The organism is Microbacterium sp. UBA1612, from assembly GCF_002321605.1.
GTDB lineage: Bacteria > Actinomycetota > Actinomycetes > Actinomycetales > Microbacteriaceae > Microbacterium > Microbacterium luteum.
Genome location: NZ_DCMW01000011.1, coordinates 23,151 through 40,417 on the forward strand (window position 1 = coordinate 23,151; position 17,267 = coordinate 40,417).

General features: G+C 69.8%; 16 protein-coding genes and 1 pseudogene. 11 read left to right on the forward strand and 6 right to left on the reverse strand.

Annotated elements, in window-relative coordinates; genetic code table 11:
- A pseudogene (locus tag B3S45_RS04920) lies at nucleotides 1–462 on the forward strand (phosphodiesterase); the annotation flags it as partial.
- Here B3S45_RS04920 and B3S45_RS04925 read toward each other — a convergent pair.
- Entirely contained in the window at nucleotides 404–1,996 is a 1,593-nt protein-coding gene (locus B3S45_RS04925) for a stealth family protein (RefSeq protein ID WP_286717716.1), read from the reverse strand. The pseudogene B3S45_RS04920 and the gene B3S45_RS04925 overlap by 59 nt on opposite strands.
- A gap of 182 nt (nucleotides 1,997–2,178) precedes the next feature.
- Here B3S45_RS04925 and B3S45_RS04930 point away from each other — a divergent pair, with 182 nt between their 5' ends.
- The 7 genes from B3S45_RS04930 (at nucleotide 2,179) to B3S45_RS04960 (ending at nucleotide 7,879) form a co-directional block, all read left to right on the forward strand.
- Nucleotides 2,179–3,246, forward strand: a complete 1,068-nt coding sequence (locus B3S45_RS04930) for an aldo/keto reductase (protein ID WP_286717718.1) — start codon at nucleotides 2,179–2,181, stop codon at nucleotides 3,244–3,246.
- A gap of 5 nt (nucleotides 3,247–3,251) precedes the next feature.
- Nucleotides 3,252–4,166, forward strand: coding sequence for a 4-(cytidine 5'-diphospho)-2-C-methyl-D-erythritol kinase (locus B3S45_RS04935; RefSeq protein ID WP_071043342.1), 915 nt, complete (start codon nucleotides 3,252–3,254; stop codon nucleotides 4,164–4,166).
- Nucleotides 4,167–4,269: 103 nt separating this feature from the next.
- Nucleotides 4,270–4,569: a DUF427 domain-containing protein gene (locus B3S45_RS04940; RefSeq protein WP_071042826.1), complete on the forward strand. Its 300-nt coding sequence runs from the start codon at nucleotides 4,270–4,272 to the stop codon at nucleotides 4,567–4,569.
- A 65-nt stretch (nucleotides 4,570–4,634) separates the two neighbouring features.
- A complete protein-coding gene (locus B3S45_RS04945; RefSeq protein ID WP_071042827.1) occupies nucleotides 4,635–5,498 on the forward strand; it encodes an ABC transporter ATP-binding protein in 864 nt (287 codons plus the stop codon).
- 1 nt (nucleotide 5,499) lies between these two features.
- Nucleotides 5,500–6,192 (forward strand): ABC transporter permease, encoded by a 693-nt coding sequence (locus B3S45_RS04950; RefSeq protein WP_071042828.1) that lies wholly within the window; start codon nucleotides 5,500–5,502, stop codon nucleotides 6,190–6,192.
- Nucleotides 6,189–6,923, forward strand: a complete 735-nt coding sequence (locus B3S45_RS04955) for an ABC transporter permease (protein WP_071042829.1) — start codon at nucleotides 6,189–6,191, stop codon at nucleotides 6,921–6,923. The genes B3S45_RS04950 and B3S45_RS04955 overlap by 4 nt, the downstream gene beginning before the upstream one ends.
- A 38-nt stretch (nucleotides 6,924–6,961) precedes the next feature.
- Nucleotides 6,962–7,879, forward strand: coding sequence for a glycine betaine ABC transporter substrate-binding protein (locus B3S45_RS04960; protein WP_071042830.1), 918 nt, complete (start codon nucleotides 6,962–6,964; stop codon nucleotides 7,877–7,879).
- 145 nt (nucleotides 7,880–8,024) lie between these two features.
- On the opposite strand, the gene B3S45_RS04965 is transcribed toward B3S45_RS04960, so the two are convergent.
- The 3 genes from B3S45_RS04965 to B3S45_RS04975 are packed head-to-tail and all read right to left on the reverse strand — an operon-like array spanning nucleotide 8,025 to nucleotide 10,183.
- Complete coding sequence (locus B3S45_RS04965; protein ID WP_176759351.1) at nucleotides 8,025–8,183, reverse strand: hypothetical protein; 159 nt, start codon at nucleotides 8,181–8,183, stop codon at nucleotides 8,025–8,027.
- Nucleotides 8,184–8,210: 27 nt separating this feature from the next.
- Complete coding sequence (locus tag B3S45_RS04970; protein WP_075807062.1) at nucleotides 8,211–8,501, reverse strand: metal-sensitive transcriptional regulator; 291 nt, start codon at nucleotides 8,499–8,501, stop codon at nucleotides 8,211–8,213.
- Nucleotides 8,498–10,183 (reverse strand): FAD-dependent oxidoreductase, encoded by a 1,686-nt coding sequence (locus tag B3S45_RS04975; protein ID WP_071042831.1) that lies wholly within the window; start codon nucleotides 10,181–10,183, stop codon nucleotides 8,498–8,500. The genes B3S45_RS04970 and B3S45_RS04975 overlap by 4 nt, the downstream gene beginning before the upstream one ends.
- Nucleotides 10,184–10,305: 122 nt before the next feature.
- Between B3S45_RS04975 and B3S45_RS04980 the strand changes: the two genes are divergently transcribed.
- On the forward strand, nucleotides 10,306–12,120 hold the full coding sequence (locus B3S45_RS04980; RefSeq protein WP_286717723.1) for an ABC-F family ATP-binding cassette domain-containing protein: 1,815 nt from the start codon (nucleotides 10,306–10,308) through the stop codon (nucleotides 12,118–12,120).
- Here the strand turns inward: B3S45_RS04980 and B3S45_RS04985 are convergent.
- Both B3S45_RS04985 and B3S45_RS04990 read right to left on the reverse strand, forming a co-directional pair.
- Nucleotides 12,101–12,622 (reverse strand): MarR family winged helix-turn-helix transcriptional regulator, encoded by a 522-nt coding sequence (locus B3S45_RS04985; protein WP_071042833.1) that lies wholly within the window; start codon nucleotides 12,620–12,622, stop codon nucleotides 12,101–12,103. The two genes, B3S45_RS04980 and B3S45_RS04985, sit on opposite strands and share 20 nt — an antisense overlap.
- A gap of 42 nt (nucleotides 12,623–12,664) precedes the next feature.
- Nucleotides 12,665–13,660 carry a LacI family DNA-binding transcriptional regulator gene (locus tag B3S45_RS04990; RefSeq protein ID WP_071043344.1) on the reverse strand — a complete coding sequence of 332 codons (996 nt, stop codon included), beginning with the start codon at nucleotides 13,658–13,660 and terminating at the stop codon, nucleotides 12,665–12,667.
- A 211-nt stretch (nucleotides 13,661–13,871) separates the two neighbouring features.
- Between B3S45_RS04990 and B3S45_RS04995 the strand changes: the two genes are divergently transcribed.
- Together B3S45_RS04995 and B3S45_RS05000 are read left to right on the forward strand one after the other, a co-directional pair.
- Nucleotides 13,872–15,902 carry a beta-galactosidase gene (locus tag B3S45_RS04995; protein WP_194385464.1) on the forward strand — a complete coding sequence of 677 codons (2,031 nt, stop codon included), beginning with the start codon at nucleotides 13,872–13,874 and terminating at the stop codon, nucleotides 15,900–15,902.
- A gap of 99 nt (nucleotides 15,903–16,001) precedes the next feature.
- On the forward strand, nucleotides 16,002–17,243 hold the full coding sequence (locus B3S45_RS05000; RefSeq protein WP_071042835.1) for a sugar ABC transporter substrate-binding protein: 1,242 nt from the start codon (nucleotides 16,002–16,004) through the stop codon (nucleotides 17,241–17,243).
- The last annotated feature ends 24 nt before the right edge of the window (nucleotides 17,244–17,267 follow it).

Below are 17,267 nucleotides of genomic sequence, written 5' to 3' on the forward strand. Positions count from 1 at the left end.
GAGCCCGCGCCTCTCGGCACCGTCCTCGCGATGCACCACCCGCCGGTTCCCGCGGTGCTCGATCTCGCCGCCAGTGTGGAGCTGCGCGAACAGCGCCGGTTGGCGAAGGTGCTGCGCGGCACCGACGTGCGGGCCGTCATCGCCGGCCACCTGCACTACTCGACCTTCGCGACCTTCGCCGGCATCCCGGTCTCCGTCGCCTCGTCGACCTGTTACGCACAGGACCTCACGGTTCCCGTCGGCGGCACCCGACCGCAGGACGGCGCACAGTCGTACAACCTGGTGCACCTCTACGATGACACCGTCGTGCACTCGGTCGTCCCCGTCGACGTGCCCCGGGTGCTCGAGTACATCGATCCGGCGGAGTCGCAGCGCCGACTCGTCGCGGCCGACGTGCGGCCGTTCAGCTCGCCGTCGCGTGCGGCGTCGCCGTCGGACCGCGTCGCCCTGAGTCGGCGCTGAGCTCGACGCGCTCCCACGGGGCGGGCACCGGGAACATCCTCTCGAGCGTGGTCCGGACCGTGTGGGCCCGCACCTCCTCGGGCACCTCGACCTCGCCGCCGTCGTTGAGGCAGAACATGTCGACCGCCTCACGGCCGGCCAGCCGCTCCATCCGACGCAGGCCGCTGCGCATCGTCGTCTGCACGTAGCGCGTGCGCGGACGGCTGGTCGGCACGGCACGGCCGGTCATCAGCGCGTAGTAGTGGTACAGGCTGTTGGTCACCGAGATGTCCGTCGCTGCGCGGAAGCGCGAGCCGGCCGTGCGGGCGAAATCTTCGGGGAACTCCTGCTCGAGCTCGGCCATGACGCTGCGACGCAGCGGGGTCGCGCAGTGCTCGAGGTCGCGTGTGATGGTGCGGCCGAAGCGCTCCTTCAGGAGGGCCCGGTTCACGCGCAGTCCGTTGTCGTGCCCACTGCGGTGCGGCTCCGGGGCGCCTGAGCCGATCCGCACGCCGCACTCGACGAACTTCGTCACCCCTGCCGGCGTGAAGAACATCTCCGGGTGCACGCGCCGTCCGAAGAACATGTCGTCGTTGGAATAGAGGAAGTGCTCGGCGAGCCCGGGGATGCGGTGCAGCTGCGCCTCGACGGCGTGCGAATTGTGCGTGGGAAGCGTCGCCGGGTCGGCGAAGAAGTCCTCGCTGCGCACGATCGTCACCTTCGGGTGGTCGAGCAGCCACGACGGCGCGGGGGAGTCGGTGGCGATGAAGATGCGACGTACCCAGGGTGCATACATGTGCACGCTCCGCAGGGCGTAGCGAAGCTCGTCGACGTGCCGGTACCGCGCCGGGCCGTCGTCGCCGGCGCCGACGACGTATCCCGCCATGCGTGCCGCACGCTGGCGCTGGAAGTCGGTCGAGGAGCCGTCCACCCAGGAGAAGACGATGTCGATCTCGTCGGTGACCTCATCCGGCTGCGGATCGAACATCCCCTCCCACGTCCGCCACGACCGGCCATGGCGCTCGACCGTCGTCGCCACGAGGTCCGTCGCCGCGGTGCGGCGGCGCGAGAAGGTGTTGTCCGACGGTGCGTCCACGACATCGCTCGCGAAGCGCCAGAACTGCACGCGGACGCCGGTGGCGGCACCGTACCGCAGCCCGCCCGTGCGAGCGATCCGCGGACGATAGACGCGCACGGCCGTCGGCGCGTCTGGGAGAGGGGCCGCATCCACCGCGAGCACCGCGGCGCTCTGCTTGAGCTTGACGTGCAGAGGCTCGTGCGCGCAGGCGCCCGCCAGGGCCGCGTGCGCCGCGGCGCGCTCGGCGAGGTCGACCACGAGGGCGAGGGTGTGACGGTCGTGCCGGATCAGCCGGACGCCGACGCCGGCATCCTCCAGCACATCGCTCACGAAGATCAGGTCCTCGGCATGCGCCTGGTCGGGTGTGAGGCGATCGTGCACGAGGTGGAGCAGCCCGCGGTCGACGACGACATCGTCACGCTGGAGCAGCGATGACCAGGGGTGCCGATCGAGCGGCAGAGAGGACACGACGGTCATGGTGGTTCCTTCACACTGATGCAGGGGCGCTCTCGCCGCCGGCGGCGCAACCCTACGAGGAAACTATTACAGCACTGTTTCCCCCGTGTTCATGCGGGATGCGCGGCGGCTTCCGTCAGACGCTGTGAACCATCCGAGCGCCGCGCGCGTCGCCGTCCGACGGCGCGCGCTAGCCTCGGATCATGAGCGACGATTCCCGCTTCCGCCCCGACATCCCCGACCTCCACCGTCCGTACGCGGCGGCGCCGGAGCGCTACGACAGACGCGGGTACCGCCAGGTCGGGGCATCGGGTCTGTACCTGCCGGCCATCTCACTCGGACTCTGGTGGAACTTCGGGGACAACATCCCCCTCGACAACCAGCGGGAGCTGCTGCGTCACGCCTTCGATCGCGGTATCACGCACTTCGATCTGGCGAACAACTACGGGCCTCCCTACGGCTCCGCGGAGAAGAACTTCGGGCGCATCTTCGCCGAAGACCTCCGCCCGTACCGCGACGAACTCATCATCTCGTCGAAGGCCGGATGGGACATGTGGCCCGGTCCCTATGGCGACTACGGTTCGCGAAAGTACATCCTCGCCAGTGCCGAGCAGTCGCTGCGGCGCATGGGACTGGACTACGTCGACATCTTCTACTCCCACCGAGCCGACCCCGTGACGCCGGTGGCCGAGACGATCGCGGCGCTGGACACCCTCGTCCGCCAGGGCAAGGCGCTCTACGTGGGCATCTCGTCGTACAGCGCCGAGCGCACCGTCGAGGCCGCGGCGGTCGCGCGCTCGCTCGGGACCCCGCTGGTGATCCACCAGCCGTCCTACTCCATGCTCAACCGATGGGTCGAAGACGGCCTCACCAGGGCGCTGACCCAGGAGGGCATGGGTGCGATCGCCTTCACCCCGCTCGCGCAGGGGCTCCTCACCGACAAGTACCTCGGCGACGGCACCGCGGATCGCGCGCAGCAGCGATCGTCGCTGCCGGGCGGGGCGCTGTCGGAGGACGGGATCGCGACGCTGCGAGGTCTCAACGTGATCGCGACCGAGCGTGGTCAGTCGCTCGCGCAGATGGCCCTGCAGTGGGTGCTGCGCGATCGCGTGGTCGCGTCGGCCCTCATCGGCGCTTCGCGCACCTCGCAGCTCGATGAGAACCTCGCCGCCCTCGACGGTCCCGCCTTCACAATGGAGGAGATCGAGCAGATCGACACCCTCGCCGGCGGGATCGACGTGGATCTCTGGGCGGACTCCGCGAAGCTGTGAGCATCATGGCCGTCTCCGATCGCGTGCACGTGCGCGCGCCGGGCAAGCTGAACCTCTTCTTCGAGGTGGGTGCGGCCCAGGATGACGGCTATCACGACGTCGCTTCCGCCTATCAGGCCGTGTCGCTCTGGGAGGACGTGTACGCCCAGCCCGCCGACGGCTTCACCCTCAGCGTCAGCGGCTCGGTCGACGTCTCGGGGGTGCCCGCCGACGACCGGAACCTCGCCCTGCGCGCGGCCCGCCTCATCGCGCGCCGGCTCGATCACGAGGGTGGCGTGCATCTCGACATCGTCAAGCACGTGCCGGTCGCCGGGGGGATGGGTGGCGGCTCGGCCGACGCCGCTGCCGCGCTCGTCGCGTGCGACGCGCTGTGGGGCGGTGATCTCGGCTCGGCCGAACTGCACCGCATGGCGGCACGTCTCGGCGCAGACGTGCCGTTCGCCCTCATGGGCGGCACGGCCGTCGGAACGGGTCGGGGCGATCAGCTCAGTCCTGCCCTCGCAAAGGGTCGCTTCGACTGGGTGCTCGTCACCGTCGACGGGGGATTGTCGACCCCGGATGTCTACGGTCGTCTCGACGAGATGCGGCGACGCCCCGACATCCGCCCCGCGCCCGGGTCGCCCGCCGTTGAGCCGGGCGTGCTCCACGCGCTTCGCGCGGGGGATCCGGTCGCGCTCGCCGAGCACGCTCGGAACGACCTGCAGGTCGCGGCTCTGAGCCTGCGCCCAGACCTTCGCGACCTGCTGGAGGACGGCGAGAGCGCGGGAGCGCTCACGGGGATGGTGTCGGGCTCCGGCCCGACCGTCGCCTTCCTCGCGGACGGGCCCGAGGCCGCGCTCGACCTGCAGGTGACGCTCTCGGCCGCCGGTCACCGCGCGCTTCATGTGCACGGTCCGGTGCACGGGGCCCGCATCGTCTGAGCGGCTCCCTAGCGCATGGGGCCGGACCGCGCAATGTTCCCGGCCGTCCGCCTTCGTGTCGTTGCCAGCCGCTACGGTGGTGAGCACGTCCTCGGGAGGAATCATGAAGGCACGACTGCACGGCTCGGTGATCGCCGAGGCCGACGAGAGCGACCTCGTCCGCATCGAAGGCAACTGGTACTGGCCGCCCGTCAGCGTCTCAGACGGTGTGCTTGCCGAGAGCCCCACCGCGTACACCTGCCCGTGGAAAGGCGCCGCGCAGTACTACAACGTGACCGCCGCGGGCCAGACGCTGGACGACGGCGCGTGGGCGTACCCGGATCTCCGCCCGGGCGCGGTGGACCGCGTCGGTGTCGACTTCGCCGGCTACATCGCCTTCGACCGGGGCATCGAGATCTCCTGACCCGCGGAGGCCGCCACCCGCGGCCGACGGTTCCCCGGGCGACCGCACGACGACAGAGAGCGACGATGGCCGACACGACTCCCGCAGCCTCGGCGGATGCCCCCGGCGGCATCGACTTCCGCGACGTGACCAAGGTCTTTCCCGACGGCACGCGTGCGGTGGGGGAGTTCCGTCTCCACGTTCCTCCGCACAAGACCACGGTCCTGGTCGGTTCGTCGGGTTCCGGCAAGACCACGCTTCTGCGCATGATCAACAGGATGGTCGAGCCCTCTTCGGGCTCGATCTCGATCGACGGCGACGACATCGCCGATCGAGACCCGGTGTCCCTGCGCCGGAGCATCGGCTACGTGATGCAGAACTCGGGCCTGATGCCCCATTTCACCGTGCTCGACAACATCACCACGGTTCCCGTGCTGCGGGGAACCCCGCGACGTGACGCTCGTGCCCGGGCGCTCGACCTCATGGATACCGTCGGCCTGGACCGCTCGATGGCCGACCGCTACCCGAGTCAGCTGTCGGGCGGGCAGCAGCAGCGCGTGGGTGTGGCGCGCGGCCTGGCGGCCGAGCCCAACATCCTCCTGATGGACGAGCCCTTCGGCGCGGTCGACCCGATCGTGCGGGCGGAGCTGCAGGAGGAGCTCCTGCGGCTTCAGCGCGAGATCGGGAAGACGATCGTGTTCGTCACGCACGACATCGACGAGGCGTTCCTGCTGGGCGACCAGGTGGTGATCCTCGAGAAGGGCGCCGAGGTCGCGCAGATCGGCACGCCGAACGAGATCACCGAGAACCCCGCGAGCGCGTTCGTGGAGAGCTTCATCGGGGCAGACAGGGGCAAGCGTGCGCTCCATCTGAAGAAGACCGACCGCGGCACCGTCGTCGTCGACGGCGAGGGGCGCGCGCAGGGGGCGCTCGTCGAGGAAGGCGGGTGACGTGGACTGGGTCCTCGACAACCTCGACCTCATCGGCGAGCTGACACTGATCCACCTGCGGCAGAGCATCCTCGCGATCGTCATCGGATTCGTGCTGTCGGTGCCGCTGGGGTGGGTGGCGTTCCGATTCCGGCTGCTGCGCAGCGGCATCATCACCGTGGTCGGGCTGCTCTACACGATCCCCTCGCTCGCGCTGCTGATGATCCTGCCCACGATCTTCGGGTACAGCGCGATCAGCGAGATCAACCTGATCGTGGCGCTCACCATCTACGCGCTCGCGATCATGGTGCGATCGGTGTCCGACGGTCTGCAGTCGGTCGACTCCGGGGTGCGGCAGGCCTCGACGGCCGTGGGGTTCGGCGGCGCGCGCAGATTCTGGGCCGTCGAGTTCCCCCTGGCCGGTCCCGTGATCCTGGCCGGCCTGCGGGTGACGGCGGTCAGCACGATCTCGCTTGCGACCGTCGGAATCCTGATCGGTGTCACCAACCTCGGGTACCTCTTCACGAACGGACTCCAGCGGCGGATCATCCCCGAGGTGCTCGCGGGGGTCGTCGCCGTGGTCGTCATCGCGCTTCTCATCGACTACCTCCTGGTGCTCACCGGTCGCGCCCTCATGCCGTGGTCACGGCAACCCTCGCGTCGTGAGCGTCGTCGGGCGCGGCGCGTGCTCGCCGGGGCGGAGGCTCCCGCGTGAACCTCATCATCAACGCCTTCGTGTGGCTGGCGAACCCCGAGCGGTGGAGCGGACCCACCGGCATACCGGTGGCACTCGCGCAGCACCTCGGGTTCACGTTCCTCTCGGTGCTCATCGCCGCCGTCGTCGCCGTCCCGGTCGGGTGGGCGATCGGCCATACCGGCCGCGGGCGCGAACTGGCTGTCGCCGTGTCGGGCGCGGCGCGCGCGATCCCGTCCTTCGGTCTCCTCGTGCTTCTCGTGCTGCTCCTCGGGGTGCTGCAGACGGGCCTCGCCGCCGTGGTGACCTTCGTGCTGCTGGGGATTCCGTCGATCCTCGCCGGCGCGTACACCGGGTTCGAGGCCGTCGACCGGCGCATCATCGACGCCGGGCGGGCCATGGGCATGACCGAGTGGCAGATCCTCTGGCGGATCGAGGTTCCGCTCGGCCTGCCGCTCCTGGTGTCCGGATTGCGTGCCGCGACCCTTCAGATCGTCGCGACGGTCACCATCGCCGCGTACGTCGGCCTCGGCGGGCTCGGCCAGTACATCATCCAGGGCATCAACCTCAATCGCTTCGACCAGGTGCTCGCCGGGGCGATCCTCGTCGCGGCGCTGGCGCTTCTGCTCGACGCGGTCTTCGCCGTTCTCGAGCGACTCGTCGTGCCGCGAGGCGTGCGCGCCGGTCGCGTGTCGAGCTCGGGTCCGACCGGCCGGCGCTCGCACGCCGCGGCGGCGCCGGCATCCTCCTGACCAACGAACCCCTACCATCCGGAGAAAAGGACAGCAGCATGTTCACAGCAAGCAAGAGATTCGCCTTCGGTGCGGCGCTCGCCACGAGCGCCGCCCTCGTGCTCGCCGCGTGCGGATCGAGCGATCCCCTCGCGGAGGACCCCGCCGACGGCGGGACTGCGGAAGGCGGCGACACGATCGTCGTCGGCTCGCAGGCCTACTACTCCAACGAGATCATCGCCGAGATCTACGCGCAGGCCCTGGAAGGGGCCGGCTTCGACGTCGAGCGCCAGTTCAACATCGGCCAGCGCGACGCGTACATGCCCGAGATCGAGTCGGGCAACATCACCGTCTTCCCGGAGTACAGCGGCAACCTGCTGCAGTACTTCGACCCTGAGACCGAGGCGCGCACGGCGGACGACGTGTACGCGGCGCTCGAGGAGGCCCTTCCGGAGAACCTCGCGGTCCTCGATCAGGCCGAGGCGAGCGACCAGGACTCCTACACCGTCACGGCGGAGTTCGCCGAGGAGAACGGACTCACCTCGATCGGTGATCTCGCCGGTGTGTCGGATGCCCTCACGCTCGGCGGACCGCCCGAGCTCGCTGAGCGTCCCTACGGCCCCGACGGACTCGCCGAGACGTACGGCGTGGAGGTCACGTTCTCGCCGACCGGCGACACCACCGTCGAGAGCCTCGTGGCCGGCCAGGTCGACGTGGCGAACGTGTTCACGGCGGATCCGCGCATCCAGACCCAGGATCTCGTCGTGCTGGAAGACCCCGAGGGGCTGTTCCTGGCTTCGAACGTCGTTCCCGTCGTGAGCGCGGATGTCGCCGACGAGATCGCCGAGACGATCGACGCGGTCAGCGCGGCGCTCACCGCCGACGCCCTCGTGGCCCTGAACGTGCAGAGCACCGAGGACCAGATGTCGCCGGAGGACATCGCGACGCAGTTCCTGTCGGAGAACGGTCTCGCCTGATCCGTCCCGCCAGAAAGGGCCTCACCGTCCGTAGACGGTGAGGCCCTTTTGTGCTCCCTCGAACCACCCCGATCTTGTCGAGACGACCCGTTGTCGCCGCGAACAGCGGGGTGGTTCGACGCGAAAGGGGTGGTTCGGTGGGGCGTCAGCGCAGGAACGCGTTCCAGAAGCCCTTCTTCGCGGGCGTGTCGTGGCCGGCGCAGCGCTGAGAGCGGGGGACGCCGGCGAGCGCCTGCTCGACGTGCTGTCCGCATCCGGCCCAGGTCGCCTTTCCGCAGGTCTTGCAGGTGGTCTGTCGGCACATGTGGTGCCCCTTTCTCGGTCGTTTCGTTCAGGCGAGGGTGAGGAAGAGCTTCTCGAGCTCGTCGGTGGTCAGCCCTTCGGCCGCCTCCGCCCCTTCGGGGTCGACGACGCAATCGCGCATCGCGGTCGAGACGATCGCGAATCCGGCGCGATCGAGTGCGCTGGTGACCGCGGCGAGCTGCGTGACGACCTCGCGGCAGCCCGCATCTGATTCGACCGCGGTGATGACCGCGTTCAGCTGACCCTGGGCCCGCCGCAGCCGGTTGAGGATCCTCTTGCGGGCCGCGGCCTGCTCCTCGGGGGTGCCGGTGATCATCATGCGAGTACTCCTTCGGTGACGAGGACGCGATCGACGTCGGCGCCGAACCACTGACGCAGCGTGCGGGTCCCACCGGAGAGCGACGAGGAGTCGAACCCGTGCGAGACCAGCACGCGGTGGGCGATGTTCGAGCGCACGCCCGCCGCGCAGAGCACCCGCACCGGTCGTCCCGCGGCGGCGTCCCGCACCTCTTCGATGCGATCGCGCAGCTCGGTGTGAGGGATGTTCACGGCGTTGCGCAGGTGCCCGGTGACGAATTCGCCGGGGGTGCGCACATCCACGACGAGCACGTCGGCGTCGTCCGTCGCGTCGGCCGCGTGCCACAGCCGGAGGCGTCCGGTGAGAAGGTTCTCGGCGATCATGCCGAGCATGTTCGCCGCGTCCTTCGCCGAGCCGTAGGGCGGGGAATAGCTGAGGTCGAGATCGATGAGGTCGGGGGCGACGAGCCCGCCGCGGATCGCGGTGGCGATCACGTCGATGCGCTTGTCCACACCTTCGACACCGGCCGCCTGGGCGCCGAGGATCGTGCCGTCGACCGGATCGATGTGCGCGATGAGGTGAATCGGCGCGGCGCCCGGGAAGTAGCCGGCGTGCTGGTTGGGATGCAGGTGGATCGTCTCGTACGCGAAACCCGCCTCGTCGAGGCTTCGCCGGTTCGCTCCGGTCATCGCCACGGTGAGGGATCCGACGCGCACGATCGCGGTGCCGAGGGTGCGGGGGATGCGGCGAGCGGCTTCGTCGCCCCCGACGATGTCGTCCGCGATGAGGCGTCCGGCACGGTTCGCGGGGCCGGCGAGAGCCACCGGCCGGACGGTGCCCGTGATCGCATCGACGCTGACCGTCGCGTCGCCGGCGGCCCAGATGCCGGGCGCGGAGGTGCGGCCGCGGTCGTCGACGACGATCGCACCGCGAGCCGTCTCGATGCCGGCACCTGCGGCGAACGCGGTGTCGGCACGCACGCCGACGGAGAGAACCACGAGGTCGGCGTCGATGACCGTGCCGTCGCCGAGACGAACGCGGTCGACGTCGGTGCCGGCCTCGATCGCCTCGGCGGCGACCCCGGCGTGCATCGCGATGCCGAGGGTCTGCAGCTCCTCGTGCACGAGCGTGGCGAGTTCGCGCTCGAGCGGGGGGAGGGCGTGCGGCGCGAGTTCGACGACGTCGACGGACAGTCCGGCGTGGCGCAGCGCCTCGGCTGCTTCGATCCCGATGAAGCCGGCACCGAGCACGACCGCGCGGCGAGCGCCCGAGGAGACTTCGTCGCGGAGCGCCACGGCGTCGGCGACGGTGCGGAGGGTGCGCACCCGGGCGGAGTCGAGCCCCGGCAGGGGCGGGCGGAGCGCCGCGGCACCGGGTGTGAGGACGAGAGCGTCGTAGGACAGCTCGATGACGCCGTCCGGTGTGTCGACGACGACGATCCGTGCCGCGGTGTCGATATCCGTCACCTCGTGATGCAGGCGCACGTCGAGGTCGAGTGCGGCGCGCAGCGACGACGGCGAGTGCAGCAGCAGGTCGGCTGCCTCGGAGATCTCTCCGCTGACGTGGTACGGAAGGCCGCAGTTGGCGAACGACACCTCGGAGCCCTTCTCGAGCACGATGATCTCGGCCGTCTCATCCAGGCGACGGGCGCGGGCGGCGGCGCTCATCCCCGCTGCGACGCCTCCGACGATCACGATTCGCATGACGACTCCTCTCCGATACCCCAGGGGGTATCAACATCAATATCGATCGTAACATACCCCCTGGGGTATCTCTGAAGACGCGACGGTGTCGCGGGGTCGGATGCGCGTAGCCTGGAACGCCTATGGCGCATCTGCTCGGGGCCGAGGCCCTGCACCTGGAGTTCCCGACCCGCGTGGTCTTCGACGCCGTCTCGCTCGGGATCGACGAGGGGGATCGGATCGGCATCGTCGGGCGGAACGGCGACGGCAAGTCGAGCCTGCTCGCGATGCTCGCCGGACGCCTCGAGCCGGACGGGGGACGCGTGACCGTGCGCGGCGGGGTGCGCGTGGGAGTCCTGGATCAGGCGGACACCCTCGACGACGATCTCACCATCGCCGAGGTCGTCGTCGGCTCCCGGCCCGAGCACGAGTGGGCCGGAGATGCCCGCGTTCGCGATGTCATCGGCGGGCTGCTGGGCGGGTTGTCGTGGGATGCGCCGCTGCGGGACCTCTCCGGCGGCCAGCGACGTCGCGTCGCCCTGGCGAAGCTGCTCTCCGAGGACTACGACGTGCTGTTCCTGGATGAGCCCACCAACCACCTGGACGTGGAGGCGATCTCCTGGCTCGCCGATCACGTCAAGCGACGCTGGGGGGTCGGCTCGGGCGCACTGCTGGTCGTCACGCACGACCGGTGGTTCCTCGACGAGGTGTGCACGAAGACCTGGGAGGTGCACGATCGCGTCGTCGAACCCTTCGAGGGCGGATACGCCGCCTACATCCTGCAGCGGGTCGAGCGCGACCGGCAGGCCGCCGCCATCGAGCAGCGCCGCCGCAATCTCGCGCGCAAGGAACTCGCCTGGCTGCGACGCGGCGCGCCCGCCCGCACATCCAAGCCGAAGTTCCGCATCGACGCCGCCAACGCGCTCATCGAAGACGTTCCCGAGATCCGTGACGCGCTCTCGCTGCAATCGCTGGCCGTCTCGCGCCTGGGGAAGGATGTCGTCGACCTGCTGGATGCCTCGGTGTCGTATCCCGATGTCGTGACGGGCGCCGACCGAACGGTGCTGCATCCCGTCGAGTGGCGCATCGCCCCTGGCGAGCGCACCGGGATCCTCGGTGTGAACGGCGCCGGCAAGTCGACGCTGCTCGGCCTCGTCTCCGGAGATGTCGAGGCGACCTCGGGCCGGATGAAGCGCGGCAAGACCGTTCAGGTCGCCACGCTCACCCAGCGCCTCGACGAGCTGGAGGAGTACCTCGACGAGCCCGTGCGGGTGGTCGTCGGCCGACTGCGGACGACCTACACGCTGGGCTCGGGCTCCAAGGCGCAGGAGCTCACTCCCGGCCAGCTGCTGGAGCGCATGGGCTTCTCCAGCGCACAGCTGTCGACGCCCGTGAAGGACCTCTCGGGAGGGCAGAAGCGCCGGCTGCAGCTGCTGCTGATCCTGCTCGAGCAGCCGAACGTGCTGATTCTGGACGAGCCCACGAACGATCTCGACACCGACATGCTCGCGGCCATGGAGGATCTGCTGGACACGTGGCCGGGCACGCTCCTGGTCGTCTCGCACGACCGGTACTTCCTCGAGCGCGTCACCGATCAGCAGTACGCGATCCTCGGCGGGCACCTGCGCCACCTGCCCGGGGGCGTCGACGAGTACCTGCGCCTGCGCGCGCTCGAGGAGCGCGAGGGGTCGTCGACGGGGCCCGGGTCGACGGGTGCTGCACCGGAACCCGGCCTGTCCGGTGCGCAGCTGCGTGCCGCGCAGAAGGAGATGGCGGCGCTGGAGCGGCGGCTGGAGAGGCTCGAGGGATCGATCGACGCCGCGCGCACGGGGCTGGCCGACCACGATCAGTCGGACTACGTCGGGCTGGGCGAGGAGATGGCGAAGATCACGGCGATGGAGGCCGAGCGCGACGACATCGAGCAGAAGTGGTTCGCCCTCACGGAGCAGGTGGGCTGACCGGAGCCGCGTCGAACCCGAGGCTCAGTTTGCGCAGCAACCCGGCGAGGCGGTCGCGGTCGGTGCGCGAGAGGGAATCGAGCAGGAGCGCCTCCGCGTCGACGAGCCGGGTGATGGCGGCGTCGACCCGGGTGCGCCCGTCGTCGGTGAGGGTGACGAGGATGCTGCGCCCGTCCGCCGGGTCGGACTCGCGATGCACGAGCCGGCGACCGACCAGCCGGTCGATGCGATTGGTCATCGTGCCGCTGGAGACGAGTGTCTGCTGCAGCAGCTGCTTGGGGCTGAGCTGGAAGGGCTCGCCCGCGCGGCGCAGCGCCGACAGCACATCCCACTCCCACGGTTCCAGCTCGCTGCGCCGGAATGCCTCGCGGCGAGCACGGTCCAGGTGGCGGGAGAGCCGATCGACGCGAGACAGCACCTCGAGGGGGGAGAAGTCCAGGTCGGGGCGCTGGACGCCCCACGCGCCGACGATGCGATCGACTTCGTCGGCGGCGGTGGTCATCGTTCCATTATCACCGGTCTTCTCGCCGCGCCACGAGATCCGTCACGCGCTCTCGCGGACGATGAGCTTCGTGGGGAGGATCATGGTCCGAGGCTCTCCGCCGGCGATCGCCTCCAGGAGCAGGCTCACCATGTGCTCGCTGAGCTCCCGCCATGGCTGGCGCATCGTGGTCAGGGGTGGATCGTGCTCCTCGGCGAGTCCGGAGTCGTCGAAGCCCGCCACCGCGATGTCGTCGGGCACGCGCAATCCCTCCTTCTTCAGCGTCGCCACCGCACCGGCGGCCATGAGGTCGGATGCGGCGAAGACGGCGTCGATGTCGCGCGTGCGCCCGAGCAGCGTCGACATCGCCACGGCGCCGGATTCTCGTGTGTAGTCGCCGGCGACGACGAGATCGGGATCGAACAGGTCGTCCATCTCGCTCCGGAATCCGCGCAGGCGGTAGCGCCCGCCGGGGGTGTCGTCGGGACCCGCGATCATCGCGATGCGGCGGTACCCTCGGGAGAGGAGGTAGCGCGTCATCTCGCGCGCCGATCCCTCCTCGTCCACGGCGACGGCCGGAAGGTTGCCGGCGAGCCCCAGCGGGTCGCCCGAGCACACGACCGGTACTCCGGCCGCGCGCAGGGAGCCGACGAGCGGGTCCTGCTCGTGCGAGGAGATCAGGAGGACGCCGTCGACGTGGCCGGCGCTCACGAACGAGGCGATGTTGGCGCGCTCCTGGGGTGTGCCGGCCACGAGCAGGACGAGGGTCATCGATCTCTGGGTGAGAGCTTCGGCCGCCCCGCGCAGCAGCAGGGCGTAGGTGGGGTCGGAGAAGAGGAGGTGCTGCGGCTCGGTGAGGAGGAACGCGAGTGAGTTGGCACGCCCTGTCGCCAAGCTCCGGGCGTGGTGGTTCGCCGTGTAGCCCGTCTCGGCGATGGCCCTCTCGACCGCGTCGCGCGCCTCGGGGGAGACCCAGTGGCCGCCGTTGATCACCCGCGACACCGTGCCGCGAGAGACCCCTGCCGTCGCAGCGACGTCGCGGATCGTCGGCTTGCGCATCGAGATCGGTGCCGTGTCCACGATTCCAGACTCTACTCTGGGACCGGTCACAGTCCGGTAACGGATCGCGGTCGGTCTTGACGGATCCCGCGGGTGCGGGGTGATACTGGGACCGGTCACAGTCGCCGGATCGATTCCCGGCAGCCGACGCGCGCGCTTCGGCCACGCGCTTCGGCAGACAGCATCGGTGACCGAGACGCGACGGAGGGTCATGGCGGGCGACATCGAGTGGCCGAAAGTGGACGGCATCGCCTACGGCGGTGATTACTCGCCCGAGCAGTGGCCGCGCGAGATCTGGCACGAGGACGTCGCGCTCATGCGCACCGCCGGCGTGAATCTCGTCAGCATCGGCATCTTCTCGTGGGCGCTGCTGGAGACATCCGAGGGGGTCTTCGACTTCGCCTGGCTCGACGACGTCATCGACCTGCTGCACGAAAACGGGATCCGCGTCGACCTGGGAACCCCGACCGCGGCACCGCCGGCGTGGTTCTACGCCGCCCATCCCGATGCTCGCGTCGTCACGCGGGACGGTGTCACCCTCACGCACGGCTCCCGGGGCATGGCCTCGCACTCGGCGCCGGCCTACCGTGAGGCGATCGTGCGGATCACCGACGCGCTGGCGGAGCGTTACGCGAACCACCCGGCCGTCGTCATGTGGCACGTCCACAACGAGTACGGCACGCCCGTCGGGGAGGACTACTCGGCGCACGCCGTCGCCGCGTTCCGTGTGTGGCTGCAGGAGCGCTACGGTTCCCTCGCCGCCCTGAACGCCGCCTGGGGGACCGCCTTCTGGGGCCAGTGGTACCACGCCTGGGAGGAGATCTCCGCCCCGGCGGCATCCGCATCCGTCGTCAACCCGGCCCAGCGGCTCGACTACGCCCGGTTCACCGACGACCAGCTGCGCGAATGCTTCATCCTCGAGCGCGACACCATCCGGCGGCACGCCACCCAGCCGGTCACGACCAACTTCATGGCCAACCAGAGCTGGACCACCGACCTGTGGGCGTGGGCGCGCGAGGTCGACATCGTCGCCGACGATCACTACCTCTGGGCAGCCGACCGCGAGGGCGAGATCGGACTCGCGATGGCGGCGGACCTGACCCGCTCGGTCGGCGCAGGTGCGCCGTGGATCCTCATGGAGCACTCCACCTCCGCCGTCAACTGGCAGCCGCGCAACGTCGCCAAGCGCCGCGGCGAGATGGCCCGCAACTCCCTCGCCCACCTCGGGCGCGGTGCCGACGCGATCCTCTTCTTCCAGTGGCGTGCCTCCCGTGGCGGTGCTGAGAAGTTCCACTCCGCGATGCTTCCCCACGCCGGCACGACTTCCCGGGTCTGGCGCGAAGTGACCGAACTGGGGGCGAGGCTGGCTCGACTCGGCGAGGTGCGCGGCTCGCGGGTGCGAGCCGACGTGGCGATCCTGTGGGACTTCGAGTCGTTCTGGGCGCAGGACCTCGAATGGCGGCCGTCGGTCGATGTGCGGCATGCCGAGCGCATCCGGCAGTTCTACGAGCAGTGCTGGAAGGACAACATCACCGTGGACTTCGCCCTCCCGGGCCACGACCTCGGCGGCTACCGGCTCGTCATCGCCCCGGCGCAGTACCTGCTGCGCGCGAGCGACGCCGACAATCTCACCCGCTACGTCGCCGCGGGGGGCACCCTCGTCTGGTCCTTCTTCTCGGGCATCGTCGACGAGAACGACGCCGTGCACGAGGGCGGATACGCCGCTCCGCTGCACGAGGTGCTGGGGCTGCAGATCGAAGAGTTCCTTCCGCTCCGGGAGGACGAGACGTGCCGCCTCGCCTGGAACGACGGACGCGACGGCCAGCTCGGCGCCGACGTCTGGCAGGACGCCGTGATCCCCACGACCGCCGAGGTCGTCGCCCGGTACCTCGATGGTCCCGCCGAGGGCGGCGCGGCCCTCACGCGCAATGCGCATGGCGACGGCGTGGCGTGGTATCTCAGCACCCGCCTCGACGCCGACGCGCTCGCCGCGGTCATGTCCGAGGTGTATCGCGACGCCGGCATCGAACGGAGCGACCTGCCCGATGGCGTCGAAGTGGTCACGCGTCACGGCGACGACGCCGACTACCTCGTGGCCGTCAATCACCGTGACGTCCCCGTGACCGTGCCGGCCACGGGACGCGAGATGCTCTCGGACACCGACGTCGAGTCGGCACTGACGCTGGCCGCCGGCGGCATCGCCGTCGTCCGCACTCCCACCGCCCACCGAACCCACAACTGAACAGCACCGACAACTGAAGATCCGGAGCAACGGCTCCACATCCGGTCGTGAAGACGCGATCCCCACCGGGACGACGACGACCCCGAGAAAGGAATTCACATGCGCAAGTCATGGATCACGGGTGCTTTCGCCCTCACCGCCACCGCCGCCCTGCTGGCCGGTTGCAGCGGGGGCGGAGACGCCACCACCGACGATGACGGCGGAGATGCCGTCGACGCCTCCGGCGTGGAGCTGACCGTCTGGGTGGACGAGAATCGCGAGCCCGCCGTCGCTGCGGCCGCCGAGCAGTTCGAGACCGACACCGGCGCGACCGTCACGCTGGTGCAGAAGGACTTCGCCGACCTGCGCGCAGATTTCCTCGCGCAGGTCCCCACCGGTGAGGGTCCGGACATGACCATCGGAGCTCACGACTGGCTGGGCGAGTTCGTCGCCTCGGGCGTCGTCAACACGCTCGACCTCGGCGAGAAGGCGTCGGAGTTCGAGCCGGTCGCCCTCGAGGCGATGACCTACGACGGTCAGCTCTACGCTCTGCCCTACTCGCTGGAGACCGTTGCTCTGATCCAGAACACCGAACTCGTCGGCGAGGAGGCTCCCGCGACCTGGGAGGACATGATCGCGGCGGGTGAGGAGTCCGGCGCGGAGCGCCCCTTCGTCATCAACACCGAGGGTCAGACCGGCGACGGCTACACGATGTACGGCTTCCAGACCTCCTTCGGCGCCCCCGTCTTCGTGCAGGACGAGTCGGGCTCGTACACCAGCGAGGTCGGGATGGCCGGCCCCGAAGGCGAGGCTTTCGCGCAGTGGCTGAGCGAGAACGGCGAGGACGGTGCCGGATACCTGTCGACGACGATCGACTACGACATCAACAACGAGCTGTTCAATTCCGGCGAAGCCGCGTACACCGTGCAGGGCCCGTGGGCGATCGCCTCGTTCCCCGATGTCGACGTCGCCGTCAACCCGATCCCGTCGGCCGGTGGCGAGCCCGCTGCTCCCTTCGTGGGCGTGCAGGGCTTCTACCTGAGCTCGCAGAGCGAGAACGCGCTGATCGCGCAGGAGTTCCTCGTCAACTACATCGCCACCGAGGAGGCGCAGCGCGCACTCTACGAGGCGGACCCGCGCATCCCGGCCTGGTCCACGGTGGCCGAAGAGGTCTCTTCGGACCCGATCATCGCGGGCTTCCTGGCCTCGTCGCAGAACGGCGTGCCGATGCCCTCGATCCCCGAGATGGGGTCGGTGTGGGAGTACTGGAACGCGGCTGAGGCGCAGATCATCGCCGGCGCGGACCCGGTGTCCACGTGGAACACGATGATCGAGGATCTCAACGCCACACTCGGCGGCTGATCCCCGTCGGTGGTGGGGTCGGTG

Coding starts and splice junctions, on each gene's coding strand:
- B3S45_RS04925 (WP_286717716.1), bottom strand. CDS start 1,996: ATGACCGTCGTGTCCTCTCTGCCGCTCGATCGGCACCCCTGGTCATCG.
- B3S45_RS04930 (WP_286717718.1), top strand. CDS start 2,179: ATGAGCGACGATTCCCGCTTCCGCCCCGACATCCCCGACCTCCACCGT.
- B3S45_RS04935 (WP_071043342.1), top strand. CDS start 3,252: ATGGCCGTCTCCGATCGCGTGCACGTGCGCGCGCCGGGCAAGCTGAAC.
- B3S45_RS04940 (WP_071042826.1), top strand. CDS start 4,270: ATGAAGGCACGACTGCACGGCTCGGTGATCGCCGAGGCCGACGAGAGC.
- B3S45_RS04945 (WP_071042827.1), top strand. CDS start 4,635: ATGGCCGACACGACTCCCGCAGCCTCGGCGGATGCCCCCGGCGGCATC.
- B3S45_RS04960 (WP_071042830.1), top strand. CDS start 6,962: ATGTTCACAGCAAGCAAGAGATTCGCCTTCGGTGCGGCGCTCGCCACG.
- B3S45_RS04965 (WP_176759351.1), bottom strand. CDS start 8,183: ATGTGCCGACAGACCACCTGCAAGACCTGCGGAAAGGCGACCTGGGCC.
- B3S45_RS04970 (WP_075807062.1), bottom strand. CDS start 8,501: ATGATGATCACCGGCACCCCCGAGGAGCAGGCCGCGGCCCGCAAGAGG.
- B3S45_RS04975 (WP_071042831.1), bottom strand. CDS start 10,183: ATGCGAATCGTGATCGTCGGAGGCGTCGCAGCGGGGATGAGCGCCGCC.
- B3S45_RS04980 (WP_286717723.1), top strand. CDS start 10,306: ATGGCGCATCTGCTCGGGGCCGAGGCCCTGCACCTGGAGTTCCCGACC.
- B3S45_RS04985 (WP_071042833.1), bottom strand. CDS start 12,622: ATGACCACCGCCGCCGACGAAGTCGATCGCATCGTCGGCGCGTGGGGC.
- B3S45_RS04990 (WP_071043344.1), bottom strand. CDS start 13,660: ATGCGCAAGCCGACGATCCGCGACGTCGCTGCGACGGCAGGGGTCTCT.
- B3S45_RS04995 (WP_194385464.1), top strand. CDS start 13,872: ATGGCGGGCGACATCGAGTGGCCGAAAGTGGACGGCATCGCCTACGGC.
- B3S45_RS05000 (WP_071042835.1), top strand. CDS start 16,002: ATGCGCAAGTCATGGATCACGGGTGCTTTCGCCCTCACCGCCACCGCC.